This window comes from Piscinibacter sp. PDB1-1 (assembly GCF_056675995.1).
Genome location: NZ_JBWVZJ010000001.1, coordinates 44,938 through 64,833 on the forward strand (window position 1 = coordinate 44,938; position 19,896 = coordinate 64,833).

Here is a 19,896-nt window from a genome sequence, read left to right on the forward strand (position 1 = left end):
GATCGAGCGCTCGGCTCAGGCGCTCAGGCTTTGCTCGAACTTTTGTTGAAGAGCCGTCGTCGGCCCGTCGAGATACCGCAGCGCCGACTCAACGTCCTTCCAGCCGACGTACTCCATCAGGTCCTTGATATCCCAGCCACTGGCCTTCGCCCAGCCTGCGAAGCCGCGCCGAAGCGAGTGGCTTGAGTACCCCCGTGCATTGGCGACCCCGGCATCCTCAAGAAGCCCACGCAGCAGGGGAATCACACTGGTGGGCTGCATTGACGTCTCGCTGATACGGCCCCAGCGATCAATTCCCGGGTACACCGGACCTGCCTTCAACCCGGAGAGGGCGATCCATTCTCGGTAAGCCTCGACGGGGCACAACCGCGAAAGCGCCGGGCAATGAAAGCTCCGGCCCTCGAACTCACGATCGCCCTTGCTCCGATGCAGCTTGCAGGTCAGGCCCTTGCCGTGCGTCACCTCCACGTTCTCAATGCGCATCCGGGTCAGTTCATCGGAACGGAATGCTCGCCAGAAGCCCAGCAGGAGCAGTGAGCGGTCTCGGGCAATCCGCAGCACGCGCACTGGGTTGCTTCGCTGCATTGCCTCGATCTGCTGTTGAAGCAGGTGCGCGTTGACCTTCTCGAGCTGGTCAAGCTCCAAAGGCTTGGCCTTTCGCTGCTCCTGCACATGCGTTGCACGTACGCCCTTGAGCACCTTACGCACAAGCGGCGAGCGGGTCGGATCCGCGAAACCGTGATCGGCATGCCAGCGCGCAAGCGCTGCCAGTCGCTGCCTGAGTGTGCTCAGTGCGTGGTGTGGCGCATAGGCGGCGGTGTAACGCGCCACCGCCTCGCTGGTTGCCGGCAGCAGTCCCTTCCACTCCAACTCGTAGTGGCGGATGCAGGCAGCGTAGGTGCGCTGTGTACTCTCGCGCTCCGCTGCTTGAAGGTAGTCGTCTAAGTCGCCGTGCTCCACGCGGGCATTGTGGAGCATGCCGTCAGCGATTCAACAGCGTTGGTCAAGCGTGGTGGCCGCAACGTCGGCGCCCAGGTGGGTAGGGTGCTGAAGAAGCGCAGCACTGCCAACTGCGGCGGCTGGCCGCCGCAGGTCCGATGGAGGTCATCGGCCAGGTCGTGGGCATGTTCGTCCGTCATCATCGGAATCTGTTCTTGGAGCAGATCCATCGCTTCAGCAATCCACATCTCGGTCATCGGCATCTCCCTGTTGTGTTGTGTGGTGTGGTGTTTGTTGTGTGTTCTGCTTGTTGTGGCGCGGTGTGCTGATGTGGATGTTGGACGCCATGCCCTTGTGTCGCAATCCCGCCGTGGGCGGCCTCCCTTCGGGGGAGCACTGAGGTTCGTGACATTGACGGGCCGGACCGGTAGCAGTTGAATGGATGCCGATGGAACGAACAACAAGAGCCCCCGGTGTCGGGCCCATCAAACGCCAAGCGGCAGGTCAGCCGCGCCCCCATCTTCGTACGCACTTCGACGCCTGCATGGAGACGGCGATGAAGTTGCGCGTTCACACGATGGACTGCCTCAGCCGTTCGGCGCCTGGAGTCCATACAACCGGAGATGCAGATGAGAATCGCCGTTGTGGATGGAAAGCGCCAAGCGGCGCAGCGTGGTTTGACCGGAACTTGCCCCATGTGCGGGACGCCGGTGCTCGCCAAGTGCGGCACGATCAGGGAATGGCATTGGGCCCATGTCGGCCTGCGAACCTGTGATCCCTGGTGGGAGAACGAGACCGAATGGCACCGTGCCTGGAAGGCGCACTTCCCGATCGAGTGTCAGGAGATCGTCTTCTACGCAGCGAACGGCGAGAAGCACATCGCGGACGTCAGAACCGAACGGGGGCTCGTGCTCGAGTTCCAGCACTCTCACATCGACCCGAGCGAGCGTGCAGCCCGCAACGCCTTCTATCCTAGGCTGGCCTGGGTCGTGGATGGCACCAGGCGCAAGAAGGACAGAGCTCAGTTCTTCGATGCGTTGATGCGAGCCACTCAAGTGCATCCGCAGCTCGGGATGTTGCGAGCCAGCCCTGTGCTGTCCACGTTATTAACCGAATGGGCAGGATGTCCGGGCCCCGTTTTCTTCGACTTCGGCAAGGATGTCGAATCAGAGGCGGATTTCCTGTGGTGCCTCGTGCCGGGCAGCAGCCGTCAACGCTCTTACCTCGGGCGCTTCTCGCGCGCGGGCGTGCTTGAGATGCTTCGACCAAGGGAAGCGTCGGAAGTGGACCGATTCGCGGACCTCTTCGAGGCGCTTCGCGCCTTTGCCGCCGAAGATGCAGCGCCCCGCCAGAGAGTGATGCCGGCCGCACCGCCGCAAACGACACCGTCTCGATCTCATGTTCACCCGCTCCTGGCATTCAGCCAGTACAGCGCACGCCAGGCCCGAATGCGGAGACGGTTCTAGAAGGGTAGAGTTATTCCCCGGACAAGCAGCCTCATGCTAAGCCTCATCCTTGCCAACGCCGTACCTATACTGGCGCAGCTTCAGGCTCTCGTCTGCCCGCTGGCGTTCGCTCGCAATGCGCCGGTCCAAGTAGTCGGTGAACCACAAGGCGAAGGCTCGCACTCGTGGATCCTCGTCGTCCTTCCAGGCAGCGATATCCTCGCGCTTGGCCTCAAACGCCTCAGCTAACCCGTACTCGCCCATCACCACGCCGGTGCTCTCGAATGCGGCCGCCAGATCACTCCAGGTGTCGGACCTTTCTGGCACTACCTTGACGATCTCCTCGCAGACGTCAAGGATTGGAAACGAGCCGCCGTAAGCTCGCAGTATCGCCACCACGAACTCAATGTCGCCGGGTTTGCCGCTCCTGATGAAGTTGAGTAGCTCCTGCTGCAGCGACGGCTCGAACGTCGAGAACACGGCCTTGATGAGCCGGGCACCGCCCTGATACGGAAACATGTCCGAGTCTTCAAGCTTGAAGTCGGCTCGGACCGCGCGCAGCACCGCCGCTGGCATGGGGGACAGCAAGTTGTCCAGCGCGTGCAGGTGGTACGGGATTGCCTCGAAACTGTCGTCAGTGTCGACCACTTCGTCTCGGTGCCTTTCGCCCGACTGCTCCTCGCGCACCCGGTTCATCAGGAAGTCAAGCACCGCCTCGGGCTCCCGCTGCCCGATGGCCGCGAGCACGACCTCGGCTTGGTAGCCGACCTTTCTGAGCGACACCATGCTGGCGAGGACCTCTGATCGCTCGGCCGCATTCATCCCTTCAATGAGCGCGCGGAACTCTCGGTTGAACCAGATTGCATTCGCCCAGCGCGCATCTGTTCGGTTCGCCAGCAGCCGCATGCCTTTCAGGAAGACAGCCTTTGCGTCAACATGGCCCAGTCCGTGCAGATGGGCAGCCACCCCCATCGCCTCGGTAATCGCGTTAGCACCTTGCTCATCATCGACCTGATTTGCCACGTCCATGACATCTGCCAAGAGGTCGAGTCGGGGGTGATCCTCAACATTCAGGGACTTGGCAAGAATCGACAGCTTGTCCCGGTCGTCGATCCACTGCTTCATGACAGCCTCAGCGACATCCGGCTGATCACTGGACCACAAGCCTCTTAGCAGCGCGATCAGGAAGGGGCGCATCCGATCTACGTGTGCCAACAGGTCCAGCGTCAGCCTAGGATGTTTGCGGGCAACCGACTGGAGGAACTCGTAGTAGACCGGGAACATCGCCATGTCATCGGATCGCGTCTTGGAGAACTCCAGAATGCGGTCGCGCCAGGTGGCGGAGGTCTCTTCGTTGATCTCAGCGACATAGCGCTCTGCGGCCTTGCGTCGCTTGTCGTCGTTGTACTCCCAGGCCGTCCCCGAGCGCTTGAGATCCTCCCAGACCCCATGGATACCTTCAAAGCCGATGAGATCCTTGTAGATCGAGTAGTCGGACCGCGTGTTAATGGCGTCGCGCACCTCTAGCGCAGCTTCCTCTACCTGCATGGAACCAGCGTGATAGTAGTTCCAGTACGCATCGTGTTCGATCGCCTGAACCAGTTGTAGATCCGCATCGGGAACTTGATCTCGCAGGAAGTTCAGCACATCCAATACGTCTCGGTCAAACATCGCTGAGGTGTCTGCATCACCGCTCGGACGCTCCCGACGCGACGCCGCTCCGAGTGTTTCCAGCACGCGTTTGCGGTAGTCGACGTCGTGCCCAAGCAGATACATGCGCCTGAGGAGCGCGATCGCGGCCACACGCATCTCCACCACGCCTCCCTGGGCCGGAGTTCCTCCGCGGCTGATGTTCACTGCGTTGTACGTCCAGGTGTGTCCCTCTATCGAAGGTGACAGTACGTTGCGCAGCATCTTCAGCACAACCATGGCTCGCTTGAGGAGCGGCTCGTCCTTCATCTGGGCGAAGTACGCCACGATCTCACTTTGAGGCCGGGCACCCACGCCGTTCTGGCCGAAGAAGTGATTCAGGTCGAAAGCGGCAATTGATTCGAGTGTGCGATCAGCCTTGCTTCGAACGTCCTTGTCGTCCGAGTCCCACAACTCGAGGAGGAAGTCCAGCAGCGCCGTCATGTGCACATATCGGATCGACAGAGGCACGTCGATGGCGTCGCGGATCAACTGGCTCGCCGAGCGGTACTTGCGGCGAGCCTGCGGAATCGGCTCGCCATCCCACGTCAATGTTCGCTCCGGCACCGAGCGAACGAAGTCCGTGAGCATTGGCAGCACTCGGAAGCTGAATCGAGGCGCCAGTTCCTTCAGGATCTTGAGGGCGCCCGCGAGCTCCTCGTAGTCCGTATCGTGTTGGAGTGCGCCTTCGACGCGATCGAGCTCCCCCAACAACTTGCGCTCAACTTCCTCGGTCTTGACCGGGATGAGACTCGATAGCGCGGCCAACCGCAGTTCGAGATCCATTTTCAGATCATCCTCAGCAACAAGTCGCGTACAACCGGTTCAGCCGCCATGCGCCTGGCCAGTGTGGGATCCGTGGGGATCAGGCGATTGCCGATGTCGGAGAGCGCGCTGGACATCTCCAGCGTTTTGGCCATGAGTTCTGCCTTGGACCGATTGACGCCAAGACTTTCCAACGTCGCGAAGAGACTGTCCTTGTCAGGATTCTTGAGGGCCTCGTTCATTCCGAGCACGATGACATCCATGTCTTTGAATGCCTCGCTGCGCAGCCTCTCCAGGGGTGACAAGGTCAGCGCGGCTTCAGCGACAGCAGCCCCGTTCACCGGTTCGACGACTTCGGCTGCCTTGCCGGGGTTGATCGGCACGACAGCAGTCGCGGTCTCAATGACACCATCAAGCGCGTCGATCTCTTTGAATATCTCGAACCCGAGTTCCTGCAGCGCCCATGAGAAGCGCTCGTCCTTGACCAGCATACAGTGTCGGCCCGGCCGGGCCTTGATGTCCAGGGCAGCCTCCAGGATCCATGCGTCGGGGATGTGTTTGCGCTCTGGCTCTCGCTCCTTGGCCCGTTTGAAGGGGGGCATTCCATGCATGTAGCGCTGCATCGCCCGAGATGCATGGTCGGAGGAGAAAGGCAGAACCTCGACACGGTTGTCGTCCAGGTACTTGCGGAACACGGAACGCGAGTTGCCATCCACAGCTTCGCGTGATGGCAGATCCACTGCCTCAGGCAGTGGCAAGCCCTCCAGGAGCATGTTGAGCGGTCGGCGGCGCATCTTGTCCAGCGCGGACCGCGCCCCCTCAGCATAGGTGTTGTAGTCAAAGAGCAACTGCGTGCGCCACTCCTCGAGCACGACCTCGGGCACGTAGAGTTTGATGGTGCCTTGCTGCACGCGGCGCAACAGCAAATTGAATCGCTCTGTCTTGAACTGAGCATGGACGAGCACACTGGTGTCGATGATGACGTGAAAGATGTCCATGTGCGTGGCTTGCGCCTGTGGTCAGACATGCTATTGGGTCGCGGGGCCGGCCGATGATAAGGGCGCCGCTGGGGCGTGCGCGGGACCGGAGCTTCTTCGACATCGAGGACGCCATAAGCAGGATGCGCTGTTCAGGGCTTTCGCCTGAAGGCGCATTTTGGGCGACGATTGCTCGCAGCGCACGCATGTCGCGGCGTCGGAGATCCGCTCCACGCACGGCCTTGCGTGAAGCGCCCGTTCGCGACCCGAGTACGATGGGATCAGTGGAATCAGCGTGCTCACCAATGGTCTAGCGACATGAAAATCGGCGAACTGGCTCAGCTGACGGGCACACCCGTCGAGACCATCCGCTTCTACGAGCGAGAGAACCTGATGCCCAGCGCGGCGCGCAGCAGCAGCAACTACCGGATCTACGACGGCGTGCATGCCGACCGTCTGGCCTTTATTCGACATTGCCGGTCGCTGGACATGGCGCTCGATGAGATCCGCATGCTCCTGAATTTCAAAGACTCCCCGCAGGAGAACTGCAGCGGTGTCGATGCAGTGCTGGATGGGCACATCGAGCACGTGGCTCAGCGCATTCGTGAGCTGCGGTCCCTGCAGAAGCAGCTCAAGACGCTGCGCCAGCAGTGCACCGAAGCGAACACAACGGAGAACTGCGGCATCCTGCTCGAGCTGTCAGATCCCACCGGGCCTGGCCGAGCCCTGTCCGGCAAACGCCGGCACGTGCACGGCGCGCACTGATTCCTCAGTCGCCGGCGCCATGCACGTCAGGACGGTCAGCGGCGGTGGAGCGGGTTCTGCGCCACGTAGACGTCGAACGGCTTGTTGATGAAGCCCGCAGGCGCGATCTTCGCCAGCGACACGCCTCGCCGGTCGAGCCCGTTGAACGTCCACGAAAACTCCTTGCCCTCGTTGCGGAAGGTCACCGTCTCGCCATAGGCGACGTTCAGGTGCTTGGCCGTCGCGAGATCCACAACCCGGCTGGCACTGGCCTGGGTCGCGGGGGTGCCATAGAACGACTGGCCATTGGCAAACGTGTCGGCGGCGTTTGCCGACAAGGCGATGCTGCCCAGTGCGATGGTGGCCAGGAAAGTACGGATCGAGCGCATGAATAACTCCTTCTGTTGATGACCGCGCTGCAAAGGCCGGCGCGGTGACGCCATCGAAGACGACGGACGGGACTCTAGGAATCAGCCGCCAACAGCAACAGGACGAGCACATGACAATTGCGTCATCTGGGTCGCCTTGCGCCAGTGCGCCAGACAATGCGCAGAACGGCCTTCTGCTGCGATACGCACGCTGGATCCCAGGTCAATGCCGTATCGCTTGACTCTGTACCGACTACAGGGTTTGCAATCGAAGTGCTCCACAAGAAGAAGGATTCGATATGCGCCCCCACGAACACAATCTCGCGCCCATGTCCAAGGCGACTTCCGAGACCTGCTGCTCGGCCGGTGAGAGCTGCGCGACACCAGCTGAAGCGGTCACCTCCAAGCCCTCCGCGGGCGGCGTGGACCGGTTTCGCATCGCCACCATGGACTGCGCGGCGGAGGAATCCGAGATCCGCCGTGCGGTGTCCGACATCCCGGGCATCAAGGGCCTCAACTTCCAATTGCGCGAACGCACCCTGGGCATCGATGCCGCGCCGGACGCACTCGAGCAAGCGTTGAAGGCCATCCGCAAGGCGGGCTTCGATCCCCAGCCGGCGGCGCTCGCCCAGTCGAACCACAGCGCCGCCGATGGGCACGATCACGGACACGATCACGAGCACGGTATGGAGTCCGGACAGTGGAAGCTCGGCCTAGCGCTGCTGCTGGCCATTGGCGCCGAGGTGCTGGGGTTCTTCGCACCCGACACCCAGGCCTGGAAAGGCGCCGGGCTGGCGGTCGCCGCCGTGGCCATCTGGCTCGCTGGCATCGACGTCTACAAGAAGGGTCTGACGGCCCTACGGCACGGCCGCCTCAACATCAATGCCTTGATGACCGTGGCCGTGACGGGTGCTTTTGCGATCGGCCAATGGCCGGAGGCGGCCATGGTGATGGCGCTGTACGCGATTGCCGAAGCCATCGAAGCTCGTGCCGTGGACCGTGCCCGCAACGCCATCAAGGGGCTGCTCGAGATGGCGCCAGAGGAGGCTTCTCTGCGTCAGGCGGACGGCTCGTGGGCCGCCACCCCGGTGGCCGATGTGGCCCTGCAGGCCGTGGTGCGCGTGCGCCCCGGCGAACGTGTGCCGATGGACGGACGCGTCACCAGCGGCAGCTCCAGCATCAACCAGGCGCCGGTCACCGGTGAAAGTATCCCAGTCGACAAGGGCGTGGGAGACCCGGTTTTCGCGGGAACGATCAACGAAACCGGTACCTTCGAGTTCGAGGTCACGGCGCTGGCCTCCAACTCCACCCTGGCGCGGATCATCCACGCCGTAGAAGAGGCCCAAGGCACGCGCGCGCCCACGCAAGGCTTTGTGGACCGCTTTGCCGCCATCTACACCCCGGCCGTGTTCGTGATCGGGCTGGCTGTGGCCGTGCTAGGCCCGCTCGTGTTCGACTGGACCTGGTTGGAAGCGCTCTACAAGGCACTCGTGATGCTGGTGATCGCCTGCCCGTGCGCGCTCGTCATCTCCACCCCGGTGACCATCGTGAGCGGCCTGGCCGCTGCAGCCCGCCGCGGCGTCCTGATCAAAGGCGGTATCTACCTAGAAGGCGCTCGAAAGCTCAAGGCCATCGCTCTGGACAAGACCGGAACCATCACGGAAGGCAAGCCCAAGCTCGTCACCTGGGAGGCCCTGACCAGCGACACCGACCGCTCACGGGTCGAGGGGTTGGCGATGGCCTTGGCCGAACAGTCCGATCACCCGGTGTCACGCGCGATCGCGCAGGGTTTGTCCGGCAGTTCACTGCAGGTGAAGGACTTCAAGGCGCTCGCAGGGCGCGGTAGCCAGGCCGAGATCGAGGGCACCACCTACGTGCTGGGCAACCATCGGTTGATCGAAGAGCGCAACCAGTGCTCGCCGGCGCTCGAGGCGAAGCTCAAGGAGCACGAAGACGCCGGGCGAACTGTCACCTTGTTGGCCTCGCCCGATGGCGTGCTGGGGCTGTTCGCCGTGGCGGACACCATCAAGCCCACCTCGCGCGACGCCGTGGCCTCGCTCAAGGCCTTGGGCATCACCTCCGTCATGCTGACCGGCGATAACCAGGCCACCGCAAGCGCCATTGCCCACGAAGCCGGTATCGACGAGGCACGTGGCAATCTGCTGCCCGAGGAAAAGCTCGAGGCCATCAAGGCCCTGCAGAGCGCGCACGGTCCGACTGCCATGACCGGCGACGGCATCAACGATGCGCCGGCGCTGGCGCAGGCCGACATCGGCGTCGCCATGGGCGCTGCCGGTACGGACACGGCGATGGAGGCGGCCGATGTGGTCGTGATGAACGACGACCTGCGGCGTATCGCCGAGACCGTGCGGCTGTCCCGATCCACCCATGCGGTGCTGTGGCAGAACATCACCCTGGCGCTGGGCATCAAGGCGGTGTTCCTCGTGCTCGCTGTGTTCGGAAGCGCCACCATGTGGATGGCCGTGTTCGCCGACATGGGCGCGAGCCTGCTGGTGGTCGGCAATGGGCTGCGGCTGCTGCGCACACGCCAGCCTGGCCAATGAGTTGGCTGGCCCCTCGGATCACTGACTCGCTCTAGCTCGGTGACGAGTTCGCCAGGATGAATCCGATCGCGGTATAGCCGTTGTTCGATTCGGCGACAGGACGGCCGCCGTGCATCCGCGCGATGGCAGAGACGATGGACAAGCCCAAGCCGTGATGCCGATGAGCGTCTTGGCGGGACGGCTCGCTGCGGTAGAAGCGGTCGAACAGGCGAGGCAAGTGCTCGGGCGCGATGGTCACGCCTCGGTCGGCCACCATCACGCTGACCTCATTGACCTGCGGCTGGGCAATCAGCACCTGGATGGCACTGCCACGCTCCCCGTAGCGCCTGGCGTTGTCCAGCAGGTTGGAAAGTGCGCGCCGCAGCAGCGGCACGTCGAATGCGCCGCTGGCATCCCCATGGATTTCGACCCGCAGCCCAGCTTCTTCCAGGGCCGCGTCGTGGAACTCCAGCACTTCCGCGACCACACCGGCCAGGCTCGGGGTGGCTTGGCGTCGCGCGGTGGCGCCTCGGTCGGCACGCGACAGGAACAGCATGTCGTTGACGATGCCCGACACGCGGTGCAAGTCGTCGAGGTGTGAACCCAGCACCTCGCGCAATTCCTCGGGAGTGCGTGCCCGGCGCAGGGCAATCTCGGTGCTGCTGATCAGGTTGGCCATCGGCGTGCACAGTTCGTGTGCCACGTCGGCGTTGAAACCCTCCAGCTGGTCGTATGCCATCGACAAGCGCCCCAGCAAGTCGTTGAACTGTGCGATGAGGGGTTGCAGCTCCTCCGGTTGAGCCGAGCCATCGAGGCGTTGGTGCAAGCGCTCCGCCGAGAGCCGGCGGGTCTGATCCACCAGCTGGTGGACTGGCCGCAGACCGAGGCGCACCAGCACAAAGCCGCCTGCAGAGATCATCAGCGCTCCCGCCAGCGCCACACCCGCCAGCGTCATGGCCAGACGGCGCAGCAAGGCCTGGTCATCCCGGGTGTCGAGCGTCAGGGTGGCGGCCAAGCTTTCGCCGCCAGCACCTGGCCGTGGGGTATCGAACTGCGCTCGTTCGTCATAGTCGCCATGGGCGGCCGTGATGCTGCGGTAGAAGATCGAGCCATCCGCCGTGGTCAGGGTCAAGCCGAGGTTGAGGTGCCCGATGAGGAAGTCATCGAGCTTGTGCCTCAGCGCCACGATGTCGCCGTCCAGCGTGGCCTCGGTCAACAGATGGCGCACCTGCTCCTGCTTTTGCGCCAGTGCATCCTGCTGCCGGCGCTCGATGTACCAGTGCGACGCCAGGTAGACGCCCGCGCAGAGTACGGTCAGCACTGCCAGGCTCTGCAGGGCCAGCCACCACGACAAGCGGCGCCCCAAGGAGGCCGATCGCACGCCCGTCATGGGTGGCGCTCTTCCAGGACGTAGCCCAGGCCACGCACGGTGTGCAGCAGCGGGAGCTCGAACGGCGCGTCGAGCTTGTTGCGCAAGCGGCGTATCGCCACGTCGATCACATTGGTGTCGCTGTCGAAGTGCATGTCCCAGACCTGTTCGGCGATGATCGTGCGGGACAGCACGTTGCCATGCCGCCTCAGCAGCAAGGCCAAGAGCTTGAACTCCTTGGCCGTGAGTTCTAGGCGCTTTCCGGCTCGCACCGCCCGGTGTTTCAGCAGATCCACTTCGAGATCGCCCAAGCGCAGCACGCTCGCGGTCTCCGGCTCGGTGAGCGGACCGACGCGGCGCAGCAGACTGCGGATGCGGGCCAGCAGTTCCGAGAACGCGAACGGCTTGATGAGGTAGTCATCGGCGCCAGCTTCGAGGCCTTTGACGCGCTCCTCGACCCCGATGCGCGCGGTCAGCATCAGCACCGGGGTCTGCTTGCTTTGGCGCAGTGCGACCAGCAGTCCTAGCCCGTCGATGCCCGGCAACATGCCGTCCAGCACCAGCAAGTCATAGTCGCCTTCCATGGCCTGGTGCAGCCCGTCGACACCGTTGTGGACGACGTCGACGACGAAACCTTCCTCGGACAGCCCTTTGCGCAGGTACTCTGCGAGTCTGCGCTCATCTTCCACCACCAATAGCTTCACGTGCGAGCCTGATCACGGGCTGCGTGCCCGGCGATCCCCGTGTCGGCGACCGACGGAGAACGTCGATCCACAAAGTTGCAGCCGTCCTCGGAGTGTTCGCAAGGCGAGAGCTCCAGTTGCAGCGTGGTGTGGAACACCTTGAAGCGGTCTGCCAGGGCCTCTTGAATGCGCTTGATCAGTTCGCTGCCGCCCGCTTCGGGCGTGTGAACGACGTGCGCCGTCAAGGCGTTCTTCCCGCTGGTCAGCACCCAGACGTGCAGGTCGTGAACGCTGGTCACCCCTGGAACGGCCAGGATCTGGCGCTGGACGTCCGCCACCTCCACGCCTTCGGGCGCACCTTCCAGCAGGATGTTCAGGCTGTCGCGCAGCAGGATCCAGGTACGCGGCAAAACCCACAAACCGATGCCAACGGCCACCACCGTATCGATCCACACCCAGCCACTGACTCGGATGATGAGGGCGGCAGCGATGACACCAATCGAGCCGAGCATGTCCGCCCAGACCTCCAGGTAGGCGCCTTTCACGTTCAGGCTGCTGTCCTTGCCGCCGCGCAGAAGCCGCATGCTGAGCAGGTTCACGCCCAGGCCGATGCCGGCCACGACGAGCATGCCCATCGATTGCACTTCCTGTGGCGAACTCAACCGCTGATAGGCCTCGTACAGGATGTACACCGCCACGGCGAACAGCAACACGGCGTTGAAGGCGGCCGCCAGGATTTCGAAGCGGTGGTAGCCATAGGTGCGCTGGGCGTCTGCCGGCCTGCGGGCCACGCGCACGGCAGCCACCGCGATGGCCAAGGCGGCGGTGTCGGTGAACATGTGGGCTGCATCGGCCAGCAAGGCCAGGCTCTGAAACACGATGCCGGCAACCACCTCGGCCACCAGGAAGAGGGATGTCAGGCCGAGCGCTGCCCACAGGGCGCGTTCGTTGTCGTTCAAAGGGATTGCGTGATCGTGGGCTGCGCCCATGGCACCTCCTGTCAGTGTTTGCGTTCGGCGTGGTGCCGCTTTCGTCGGTGCTTGGCGTGCTGCTTCGAGTGACTTGGAGACTCGTCGTCGATCCCGGGCGCGTGGCGGTACTCGTCATCTTGCAAGCCGCCATGGCCACTCGCCGCGCCGTCCTTGCCATGCGCGAGCCGATCTCGCAGCGAGCGCGCATAGCTCGGGTGTGCCTTCGCAGGCACATCAGGGCGTCGGAACCTTCGTTTCAGCCACCATGCCACGGCCACGACGCCAACGACGCCCAGCCAGATCCACAGCATCGTCAGAGCGAGCCCCTGATCGAGGTGCCGGAACATCTCAGCCCTCTGACACCTGCGACTTACTTCAACGTAAAGCGTGCCGACGCGGCAGGCTTGCCGTTGACGGCGACTTCCGCCAAGACCTTGGTGCCCGGGGCGACCTTGAAGCTGCCCTTGGCTTCGAGCCTGTCGCCCACCAGCGCCAGCGGCGCCTCGGTCTTGTTGTTGCCATTGAAGACCGTCACCTTGCCGGTGCCACTGGTGAGCTTCATCGGCTTGCCGTGGTCGCTGACGTGGATGACGATGACGTCTGGCTTGGCGACCAGTTCCAGGTCACCGGCCTTGGTTTCCATCACGACGCCACCGTGCTTGGGGGCATGGTCGTCGGCGGCATAGGCCGGAAGCGCAGCGGCACACGCAGCGATTGCAAGGGAGAGAAGATTGCGGTTCATTGGAAATTCCTTTGTTCAGTAGGACGGGGGTGTCACGAAAGATGGGGTCACGGCCGTGGCGGCCGTGGCGGCCGTGGCGTTCTGACTCCGAACTCAGTGGATGGGAATGGCCTGGTTGATGTCGCTCACGGTGATCAAGCCTCCGTTGGGTTTGCCGGTGTGCGCGGCCGTGACGAGGATGCTGACGATCTCGTCAACCTCCTGGTCTTCGCACAGCAACTCGAGCTTGAACTCGTGGACGACTTCGTGCCCGAGGTCCATGGAGTAGTGCAGTTCCCACTGATCTGCCGGCAATATCAGACTCCTGATCTGACACACGGCGAGGTTGTGGCGCCGGTCACCAAGCTCGCCCCCCCAGTTGGGGCTGTCCTTCAGCGCAGCAATCACGTTGGCCACGTGGCCGCGATGCACATAGGCCGATATTTTTTTCATGGTGTCTCCTTGGTGAGTTGCGGAGGTGGGGTGTCGAGAGCGTTTTCTCGTGCAAGGCGTTTGACTTCAGCGCGCGATTCGCTCCATTCCCAAATCAGAGGCAGGAGCAAGAGGGTCAGCAGGGTTGAAGTGATCAGCCCACCAACGACCACCGTGGCCAACGGACGCTGCGTCTCCGCACCGACCCCGGTGGAGATCAGCATCGGAACTAAGCCGAGGATGGCTACCGAGGCGGTCATCAACACCGGCCGCAGCCGCAGGGCCGCGCCTTGGCGCACGGCGTCGCGGATCGACAAGCCATGCCGGCGCTGGTCGTTCAGGAAGGTCACCAGCACGATGCCGTTCAGCATCGCCACCCCGAAGACCGCGATGAAGCCGATGGCCGACGGGACGGACAGGTACTGGCCGGTGATGAACAGACCGACGATGCCGCCGATGATGGCGAACGGCACGTTGGCGATGATCAAGGTGGCGTGCCGAACCGAGTTGAACGCGGTGTAGAGCAGGATGAAGATCAGGCCGATGGTCAGCGGCACGATCAGACCCAAGCGGGCCATGGCACGCTGCTGGTTCTCGAACGCGCCACCCCATTCCACCCAATAGCCAGCGGGCATCTTGACCTTGGCGGCGATGGCCGCGTTGGCGTCCTTGACGAAGCTGTCCACGTCGCGGCCTTGCACATCCATCTGCAGCACGGCGTAGCGCTGCAGGGCTTCCCGGCGCACGAAGGTGTAGCCCTCATCAAGTTCGATCTTGGCCACCTGGGAGAACGGCACGATGGCGCCTTCGGCGGTGCGGATCGGGATGGCCGCAATCGCCGCCGGGCTGCGACGGAACTCCTCGCCCAGGCGCACCGAGATATCGAAGCGGCGCGTGCCCTCGATCAGGGTCGACACGGTCTCGCCGCCGATGCCCGCCTGCACCACGGACAGGATGTCATCCGCGTTCAGCCCGTAGCGGGCGGCTGCGGCACGGTCCACCTTGATGACCATCTGCGGCTTGCCCTTGTTGGCTTCGGCCGAGAGGTCGGCCACACCCGGCACGCCGCCGATGACGCTCTTGACGGAGGTGGACAGTTCCTCGAGCTTGTCCAGGTCCTCCCCGTAGACCTTCAGGGCCAAAGTCGCCCGCACGCCCGAGATGAGCTCCTCGACGCGCATCTGGATGGGCTGGGTGGCACCGAACACGGCGGTTTGAACCTGGGTCTCCAGGTACTCCTGCATGTCCTTGCCCAGCGCACCATAGGACTGCTTGGTCGGCCACTCCGATTGCGGCTTCAGGTCGAGCAAGACCTCCATGTAGTTCACGTCGGCCGTTTCGCCTTTCTCGGCGCGGCCGATGGTGGCCAGGACCGAGCGCACTTGCGGGTACTGGGCGCGCAGCTTGGCGTCCATCACGTTGGACACCCGGATCGATTCCTCGAGCGACGTGGACGGGATGCCGACGACGCGGAACATGATGGCGCCCTCCTGCAGGGTCGGCATGAACTCCTTGCCCAGGAAGGGGAACAGCGCCAGCGACGCCACGAGCAGGCCCACGGCCGCGCCGATCACGGCCTTCTTGCGATCCAGTGCCCAGTCGAGCGCCGGCAGGTAGAGCCGCTTGGCGTGGCGCACCAGCCAGGTGTCCTTCTCCTCCTTGGGCTTGAGGATCAGGGCGGCCAACACCGGCACCAGCGTGAGCGACAGCAGGAGCGAGCCCGCCATGGCGAACGTGATGGTCAGCGCCATGGGCTTGAAGAGCTTGCCCTCCAGGCCGGTCAGAGAGAACAGCGGCAGGAAGACGACGATGATGATCATGATCGCGAAGGCGATCGGATTCGCCACCTCACGGGCGGCTTCGAGCGCGATGTGGGTGCGGTTGATCGGTCGTCCCGACTCGCGTGCGTGCGACAACAGCCGGAAGGCGTTCTCCACCATCACCACGGCACCGTCGACCATCATCCCGATGCCGATCGCCAGGCCCGCGAGCGACATCAGGTTCGCCGACAGGCCGAAGCGGTTCATCATGATGAACGCGAACAACATGGCCAGCGGCAGCGTGACGATCACCACAACGGCCGATCGGAACTCCCCGAGGAAGAGGAACAGGATCACCGCCACGAGGATCGAGCCTTCGATCAAGGCGTTGGTCGACGTGGACAGCGCCTTGTCGACGATCTCGGTGCGGTCGTAGACCGGCTTGAGCTCGATGCCCTTGGGCAGCGCGGCCTGGGCGGTGGCGAGCTTGGCCTTGACCGCCTGGACCACGGTGGCCGCGTTCTCGTTCACGCGCGCCAGGGCGATGCCCAGCACCGTTTCCTGGCCGTTGCGGGTGACCGCGCCGAATCGCACCGCCGGCGCTTCCTTGACCTCGGCGACGTCGCGGACGTAGATCGGCGCCCCGTTGCGCTCGGCCACCACGATGCTGCCGATGTCGGAGGCGTTGCTGACCAGGCCGAGGCCGCGCACCAGGTACTGCTCGACCCCGATGTTGAGGTACTGCCCGCCGACCTGCTTGTTGTTGGCGGCCAGGCGCTCCATGACCTCCTTGAACGACAGGCCGTACTTCACGAGGCGCCGCGGATCGATCTGTACCTGGTACTGCTTCTCGTGACCACCCCAGGTGGTGACGTCGTCCACGCCTGGCGCCGTGCGCAGGATGAGGCGCACGGTCCAGTCGTGCAGCGTGCGCAGATCCATCGCGCTGAGCTTCTTGTCGGCGTCTTCGATCGTGTACCAGAACACCTGGCCTAGACCGGAGCTGTTCGGCCCGAGCACGGGCTCTCCGTAGCCGGCGGGCAGGCGACCCTTGACCTCCTGCAGCTTCTCGCCGACCAGCCTGCGGGCGAAGTAGATGTCGACCTCGTCCTTGAAGTACACGCCGACGTAGGACAGCCCGAACAGCGAGACGGAGCGAACCACCTCGACATCGGCCAGGCCGGCCATGGCGCCCTCGATCGGCACGGTGAGCAGCCGTTCGATATCCTCGGCGGCGACACCTGGCGACTCGGTGTAGATGTTCACCTGGGCAGGCGTGACATCGGGGAAGGCATCGACCGGCACCTGCCGATAGGCCATGACCCCGAGGCCGACCAGTGCGGCAAACGCAACCAGCACCAGCACCTTGTAGCGCAGGCTGGCATCAACAATGGCATTGAGCATGGCGTGAGTTCCCTCTCAATGGCCGTGGCCGAGCTGTGACTTGAGCTTGCGGGCCTTCAATGCGTAGGCGCCAGCAACCACCACCTGCTCGCCGGCCTTGATGCCGGACTTCACGATCGTGCGACCGGCAATGCGATCTCCCGGCTCCACCTGACGCGCCTCGTACGCACCTTGGTGCAGCACAAAGACGTTGGGCTGTCCGGCCAGCATCACGATGGCGTCGTCGGGCAAAGCAATGCCTTCGCGCTTGTCACCGGCAACTTCGATGCTGGCGGTGGCGAACATCTCGGGCTTCAGGCGCCCATCCGCATTGGCCACCTCGATCCGCGCGGCCACCGTACGGGTGTCCTTGTCGAGCGAGGCACCGATGTAGGCGACACGGCCGCTGAACACTTCCGACGGGTAGGCCGGCACGGTGACCTTGGCGTTCGCGCCGACCCGCACCTTCGCAAGCGCCGCATCGGGCAGGTCGGCCTGGATCCACAGGTGGCTCAGGTCGACGACCGTGAACATCGGCTCAGCCGGGTTCGCAAGGTCGCCCAAGGTGGCTTTCTTCTCGATCACGGTACCGGCGAATGGCGCCGTCACCGCGAAGCCGGACACGCTCTTGCCGCTGGCACGTGGTGCCCCGCCCAGCAGGCGGAGCCGATCCTCGGCGGCTCGCAGTGTGGCTGCGGCCTTGTCGCGATCGGCTTGGGCACGCAGGAAGTCCTTGCGCGGGATGATCTCGTCCGCGCTGAGCGATTCCGCCCGCTTGAAGCTGTCTTCGGCGATTCGCAGTTCCGACTGCGCCTGCGCCCACGCCGAGTGGGCTTCTCCCACCTCGACGCTGTCGAGTGTGGCCAGCGTTTGGCCGGCGCTCACGCGGTCGCCGAGTTTGGCCGGTGCGGACGTGATGCGTCCGCCGATGCGCGGTGCCACCCGGGCGAGGCGGTCCTGGTCCGGGCGGATCGTCGCGGTCACCTCAACTGCATCGCCCAGGGGCTGCGACTTGATCTCTTCGACCTTGATGCCGGCAGTTTCTGCCTCTTCGGTCGTCAGGGTCAGTTCCTCTTCGCCCTCGGCGTGTCCGCCTTCCTTCTTCTCGCCACCCGCTTCGGCGTGCCCGCCAGCCTCGGTGGCTGCTGCTTGCGCTTGGTCGCCTCCCTTGCTGCAAGCGCCTAGAGCCAAGGCAGCGGCGACAGCCAGCGTGAGCGATGCCAGCCGCCAGGGACGCTGTGCGTTGTTGTGCAGCGTGATCATTTCGTGGATCCTTCCTGCGACCATCCGGCCGCGTTTTCGAGTTCGATTCGGGTGGTGTGCAGTTCGCCCAGGGCGTCGTTCAGATCGCGCTCGGCGTCCAGCGCCTGGCGGTTGACGAGCAACTGGTCCAGAACGCCGATCTGGCCGGCCTGGCGCGATTTCGTGGCCAGCTGCTGGTTGTCGAGCGAAGCCGGGCCGAGGGTCTTCTGGAGCCGTGCCACGCGATCCCGCTGGCTCTCCAGTCGGTTCCACAGGCGGCGCACCTGGGCCTGAGCCTCTCGCAAGCCTGACGTGCGCTCGATCTCGGCCTGGGTGGCCTCGCTCATGGCGCTGCCGATGGCGGCATCGTTGCGCTTGAAAAACGGCAGCGGGACCGACAGCGACAGGGTGGTGACCTTCTCGCGGACGATCTCGGGGCCTTCGCGGCCGACGCTCAGGCCGACCGTGACGTCGGGATAGCGGCTGGCACGCTCCAGTCCGAGCTTGGCGCGTGCGGCGTCTTCTCGGGAGGCCAGCGCGCGTTGGCGAGGCAGGTTCTGGACGGAGGCGAGCAGCTGGTCCAGGCCGCCGTAGGGGAGGGCGTCGCCGAACGGCATCGTGAGTTCGCCCATCACCTCGGGCGCCGCCGATGGCGGGAGCTGCAAGGTGTTGGCCAACTCGACGCGCGCGTCCAGCAGGTGCTCGCGCGCCACCGCCAAGGCGTTGCGCGCTCGCTCGGACTCGATCAGTGCGACGTTGGCGTCAAGCCGGGTGTCTTCGCCAGCGACTCGGCGTTTGGCGACTGCCTGCGTGGTGCTCTCGAAGAGCGCCATCGAGCGTTGCTCGATCTGAACCCGTTGCTGAGCGGCCAGCACGGCGTGGAACCGCAGCGCCGCTTCGGTACGCGCAGCCCGGCGCGCATCCTCGATCTCGGCTTGCAGGGCGTCCATGGCCGCAGAAGCTGCCTCGCGTCGCCGTGACTGCTGGCCACCGATCTCGAAGGGTTGTGCGATGCCCGCGCTCCATTCATTGACGCGGCCTTCGGCGGCCTGTCGGCGCGTTCGATCGGCACTGAGCGCTGGGTTGTTGAACAGCAGCGACGAGGCCTCACGGCTCACTCCTTCGGCTGCAGAGAGCTGCGCTTCGCGCGCGCGCACCGCGGGGTGCACGATTTGCGCCAAGCGCAATGCCTCGGCCAGCGTCAGCGGCGCCGAGGCGGGGATTGCAGGGGGTGGCGCCGCATTCGCGGGCGCCTGGGCACGGGCGGGGTGGGTCGTGGTCGCCAGCACAAGCGCCAGCGCCAAGATGGGGAATCGCATCGAATCATCCTTCTCGTCTCAGTGAGAAGCGATTCGAGGGCGACGTCGGGGATCGTCAGGTAGTCACGAGATCGAACGCAACGTCGCCGCCGAATCGCGCGGCAGCGAGGTGGTTGGTTCGATCGGGACGTTCGGGTCCTGAAGGGACGTGTGAGGCGTAGGAGGAAGCGCCGCCGCCTATGACGACGACGTGGTTGGGCATCGGCGTGATGTCGACACCCATGGCCGGGAGCGTCACGCTGCAGCCGAGATGGCAGCTTTCGCAGTCGAGGTGGTTGCCGTTGCTGCCATTGCCGGAGGCGCTATTCGCACCTTGGTGCTTGTGCTCATGGTGGCCGAAATGCTTCGCTGCGGCCGTAGATTTGGCTTCGTGCGCGCAATACGGAGCGGCCGCAGCCCAGACCATCTGGAACGGTACGATCAGAAGCAGAGCGATGATGAGCCAGCGACGCATTGCGCAAAGATTGTAGTCGGATCAATGTATGGAGGGGCCTCTGTCGGCATGAGCCATGCACCGAGCAAGCGTTCAATCCTGCGGAATGCGAG

The 19,896-nt window shown here is 64.2% G+C and carries 18 protein-coding genes; 3 read left to right on the top strand and 15 right to left on the bottom strand.

The annotated features are described in order from the left end of the window. Positions 1–15: 15 nt before the first annotated feature. Both AC1KAR_RS00195 and AC1KAR_RS00200 read right to left on the bottom strand, forming a co-directional pair. Positions 16–978: a tyrosine-type recombinase/integrase gene (locus tag AC1KAR_RS00195; RefSeq protein ID WP_480313564.1), complete on the bottom strand. Its 963-nt coding sequence runs from the start codon at positions 976–978 to the stop codon at positions 16–18. After that, positions 942–1,196, bottom strand: a complete 255-nt coding sequence (locus AC1KAR_RS00200) for a hypothetical protein (RefSeq protein ID WP_480313566.1) — start codon at positions 1,194–1,196, stop codon at positions 942–944. The genes AC1KAR_RS00195 and AC1KAR_RS00200 overlap by 37 nt, the downstream gene beginning before the upstream one ends. Before the next feature lie 372 nt (positions 1,197–1,568). Here AC1KAR_RS00200 and AC1KAR_RS00205 point away from each other — a divergent pair, with 372 nt between their 5' ends. Further along, positions 1,569–2,405, top strand: coding sequence for a competence protein CoiA (locus AC1KAR_RS00205; RefSeq protein ID WP_480313568.1), 837 nt, complete (start codon positions 1,569–1,571; stop codon positions 2,403–2,405). Positions 2,406–2,441: 36 nt separating this feature from the next. Here the strand turns inward: AC1KAR_RS00205 and AC1KAR_RS00210 are convergent, their stop codons facing one another. Next, positions 2,442–4,859, bottom strand: a complete 2,418-nt coding sequence (locus AC1KAR_RS00210; protein WP_480313570.1) for a hypothetical protein — start codon at positions 4,857–4,859, stop codon at positions 2,442–2,444. Between the two features lie 2 nt (positions 4,860–4,861). Beyond that, positions 4,862–5,836, bottom strand: a complete 975-nt coding sequence (locus AC1KAR_RS00215; protein WP_480313572.1) for a PIN domain-containing protein — start codon at positions 5,834–5,836, stop codon at positions 4,862–4,864. Between the two features lie 297 nt (positions 5,837–6,133). On the opposite strand from AC1KAR_RS00215, the gene cadR reads away from it, so the two are divergent. Next, a complete protein-coding gene (gene cadR / locus AC1KAR_RS00220; protein WP_480313574.1) occupies positions 6,134–6,580 on the top strand; it encodes a Cd(II)/Pb(II)-responsive transcriptional regulator in 447 nt (148 codons plus the stop codon). Between the two features lie 35 nt (positions 6,581–6,615). Here cadR and AC1KAR_RS00225 read toward each other — a convergent pair whose 3' ends face one another. Then, positions 6,616–6,948, bottom strand: a complete 333-nt coding sequence (locus tag AC1KAR_RS00225; protein ID WP_480313576.1) for a CzcE family metal-binding protein — start codon at positions 6,946–6,948, stop codon at positions 6,616–6,618. A gap of 308 nt (positions 6,949–7,256) precedes the next feature. Here AC1KAR_RS00225 and AC1KAR_RS00230 point away from each other — a divergent pair, with 308 nt between their 5' ends. Beyond that, positions 7,257–9,491, top strand: coding sequence for a heavy metal translocating P-type ATPase (locus tag AC1KAR_RS00230; protein WP_480313578.1), 2,235 nt, complete (start codon positions 7,257–7,259; stop codon positions 9,489–9,491). Positions 9,492–9,522: 31 nt separating this feature from the next. Here AC1KAR_RS00230 and AC1KAR_RS00235 read toward each other — a convergent pair whose 3' ends face one another. The 10 genes from AC1KAR_RS00235 to AC1KAR_RS00280 form a co-directional block, all read right to left on the bottom strand. Beyond that, the gene (locus tag AC1KAR_RS00235; RefSeq protein ID WP_480313580.1) at positions 9,523–10,860 is read right to left on the bottom strand and encodes a heavy metal sensor histidine kinase; all 1,338 of its coding nucleotides are present in this window, start codon (positions 10,858–10,860) and stop codon (positions 9,523–9,525) included. After that, a complete protein-coding gene (locus AC1KAR_RS00240; RefSeq protein ID WP_480313582.1) occupies positions 10,857–11,543 on the bottom strand; it encodes a heavy metal response regulator transcription factor in 687 nt (228 codons plus the stop codon). Before AC1KAR_RS00240 ends, AC1KAR_RS00235 begins: the two co-directional genes overlap by 4 nt. Continuing rightward, positions 11,540–12,511 (bottom strand): cation diffusion facilitator family transporter, encoded by a 972-nt coding sequence (locus AC1KAR_RS00245; protein ID WP_480313584.1) that lies wholly within the window; start codon positions 12,509–12,511, stop codon positions 11,540–11,542. The genes AC1KAR_RS00240 and AC1KAR_RS00245 overlap by 4 nt, the downstream gene beginning before the upstream one ends. 11 nt (positions 12,512–12,522) lie before the next feature. Beyond that, a complete protein-coding gene (locus AC1KAR_RS00250) occupies positions 12,523–12,840 on the bottom strand; it encodes a hypothetical protein (protein ID WP_480313586.1) in 318 nt (105 codons plus the stop codon). Between the two features lie 23 nt (positions 12,841–12,863). Continuing rightward, a complete protein-coding gene (locus tag AC1KAR_RS00255; protein WP_480313588.1) occupies positions 12,864–13,235 on the bottom strand; it encodes a hypothetical protein in 372 nt (123 codons plus the stop codon). Positions 13,236–13,328: 93 nt separating this feature from the next. Further along, complete coding sequence (locus AC1KAR_RS00260; protein ID WP_480313590.1) at positions 13,329–13,667, bottom strand: P-II family nitrogen regulator; 339 nt, start codon at positions 13,665–13,667, stop codon at positions 13,329–13,331. After that, on the bottom strand, positions 13,664–16,810 hold the full coding sequence (locus AC1KAR_RS00265) for an efflux RND transporter permease subunit (protein WP_480313592.1): 3,147 nt from the start codon (positions 16,808–16,810) through the stop codon (positions 13,664–13,666). The genes AC1KAR_RS00260 and AC1KAR_RS00265 overlap by 4 nt, the downstream gene beginning before the upstream one ends. A gap of 15 nt (positions 16,811–16,825) precedes the next feature. After that, positions 16,826–18,052: an efflux RND transporter periplasmic adaptor subunit gene (locus AC1KAR_RS00270; protein WP_480313594.1), complete on the bottom strand. Its 1,227-nt coding sequence runs from the start codon at positions 18,050–18,052 to the stop codon at positions 16,826–16,828. Further along, entirely contained in the window at positions 18,049–19,350 is a 1,302-nt protein-coding gene (locus AC1KAR_RS00275) for a TolC family protein (RefSeq protein ID WP_480313596.1), read from the bottom strand. Before AC1KAR_RS00275 ends, AC1KAR_RS00270 begins: the two co-directional genes overlap by 4 nt. A gap of 55 nt (positions 19,351–19,405) precedes the next feature. Beyond that, positions 19,406–19,804, bottom strand: coding sequence for a hypothetical protein (locus AC1KAR_RS00280; protein ID WP_480313598.1), 399 nt, complete (start codon positions 19,802–19,804; stop codon positions 19,406–19,408). Between the last annotated feature and the right edge of the window lie 92 nt (positions 19,805–19,896).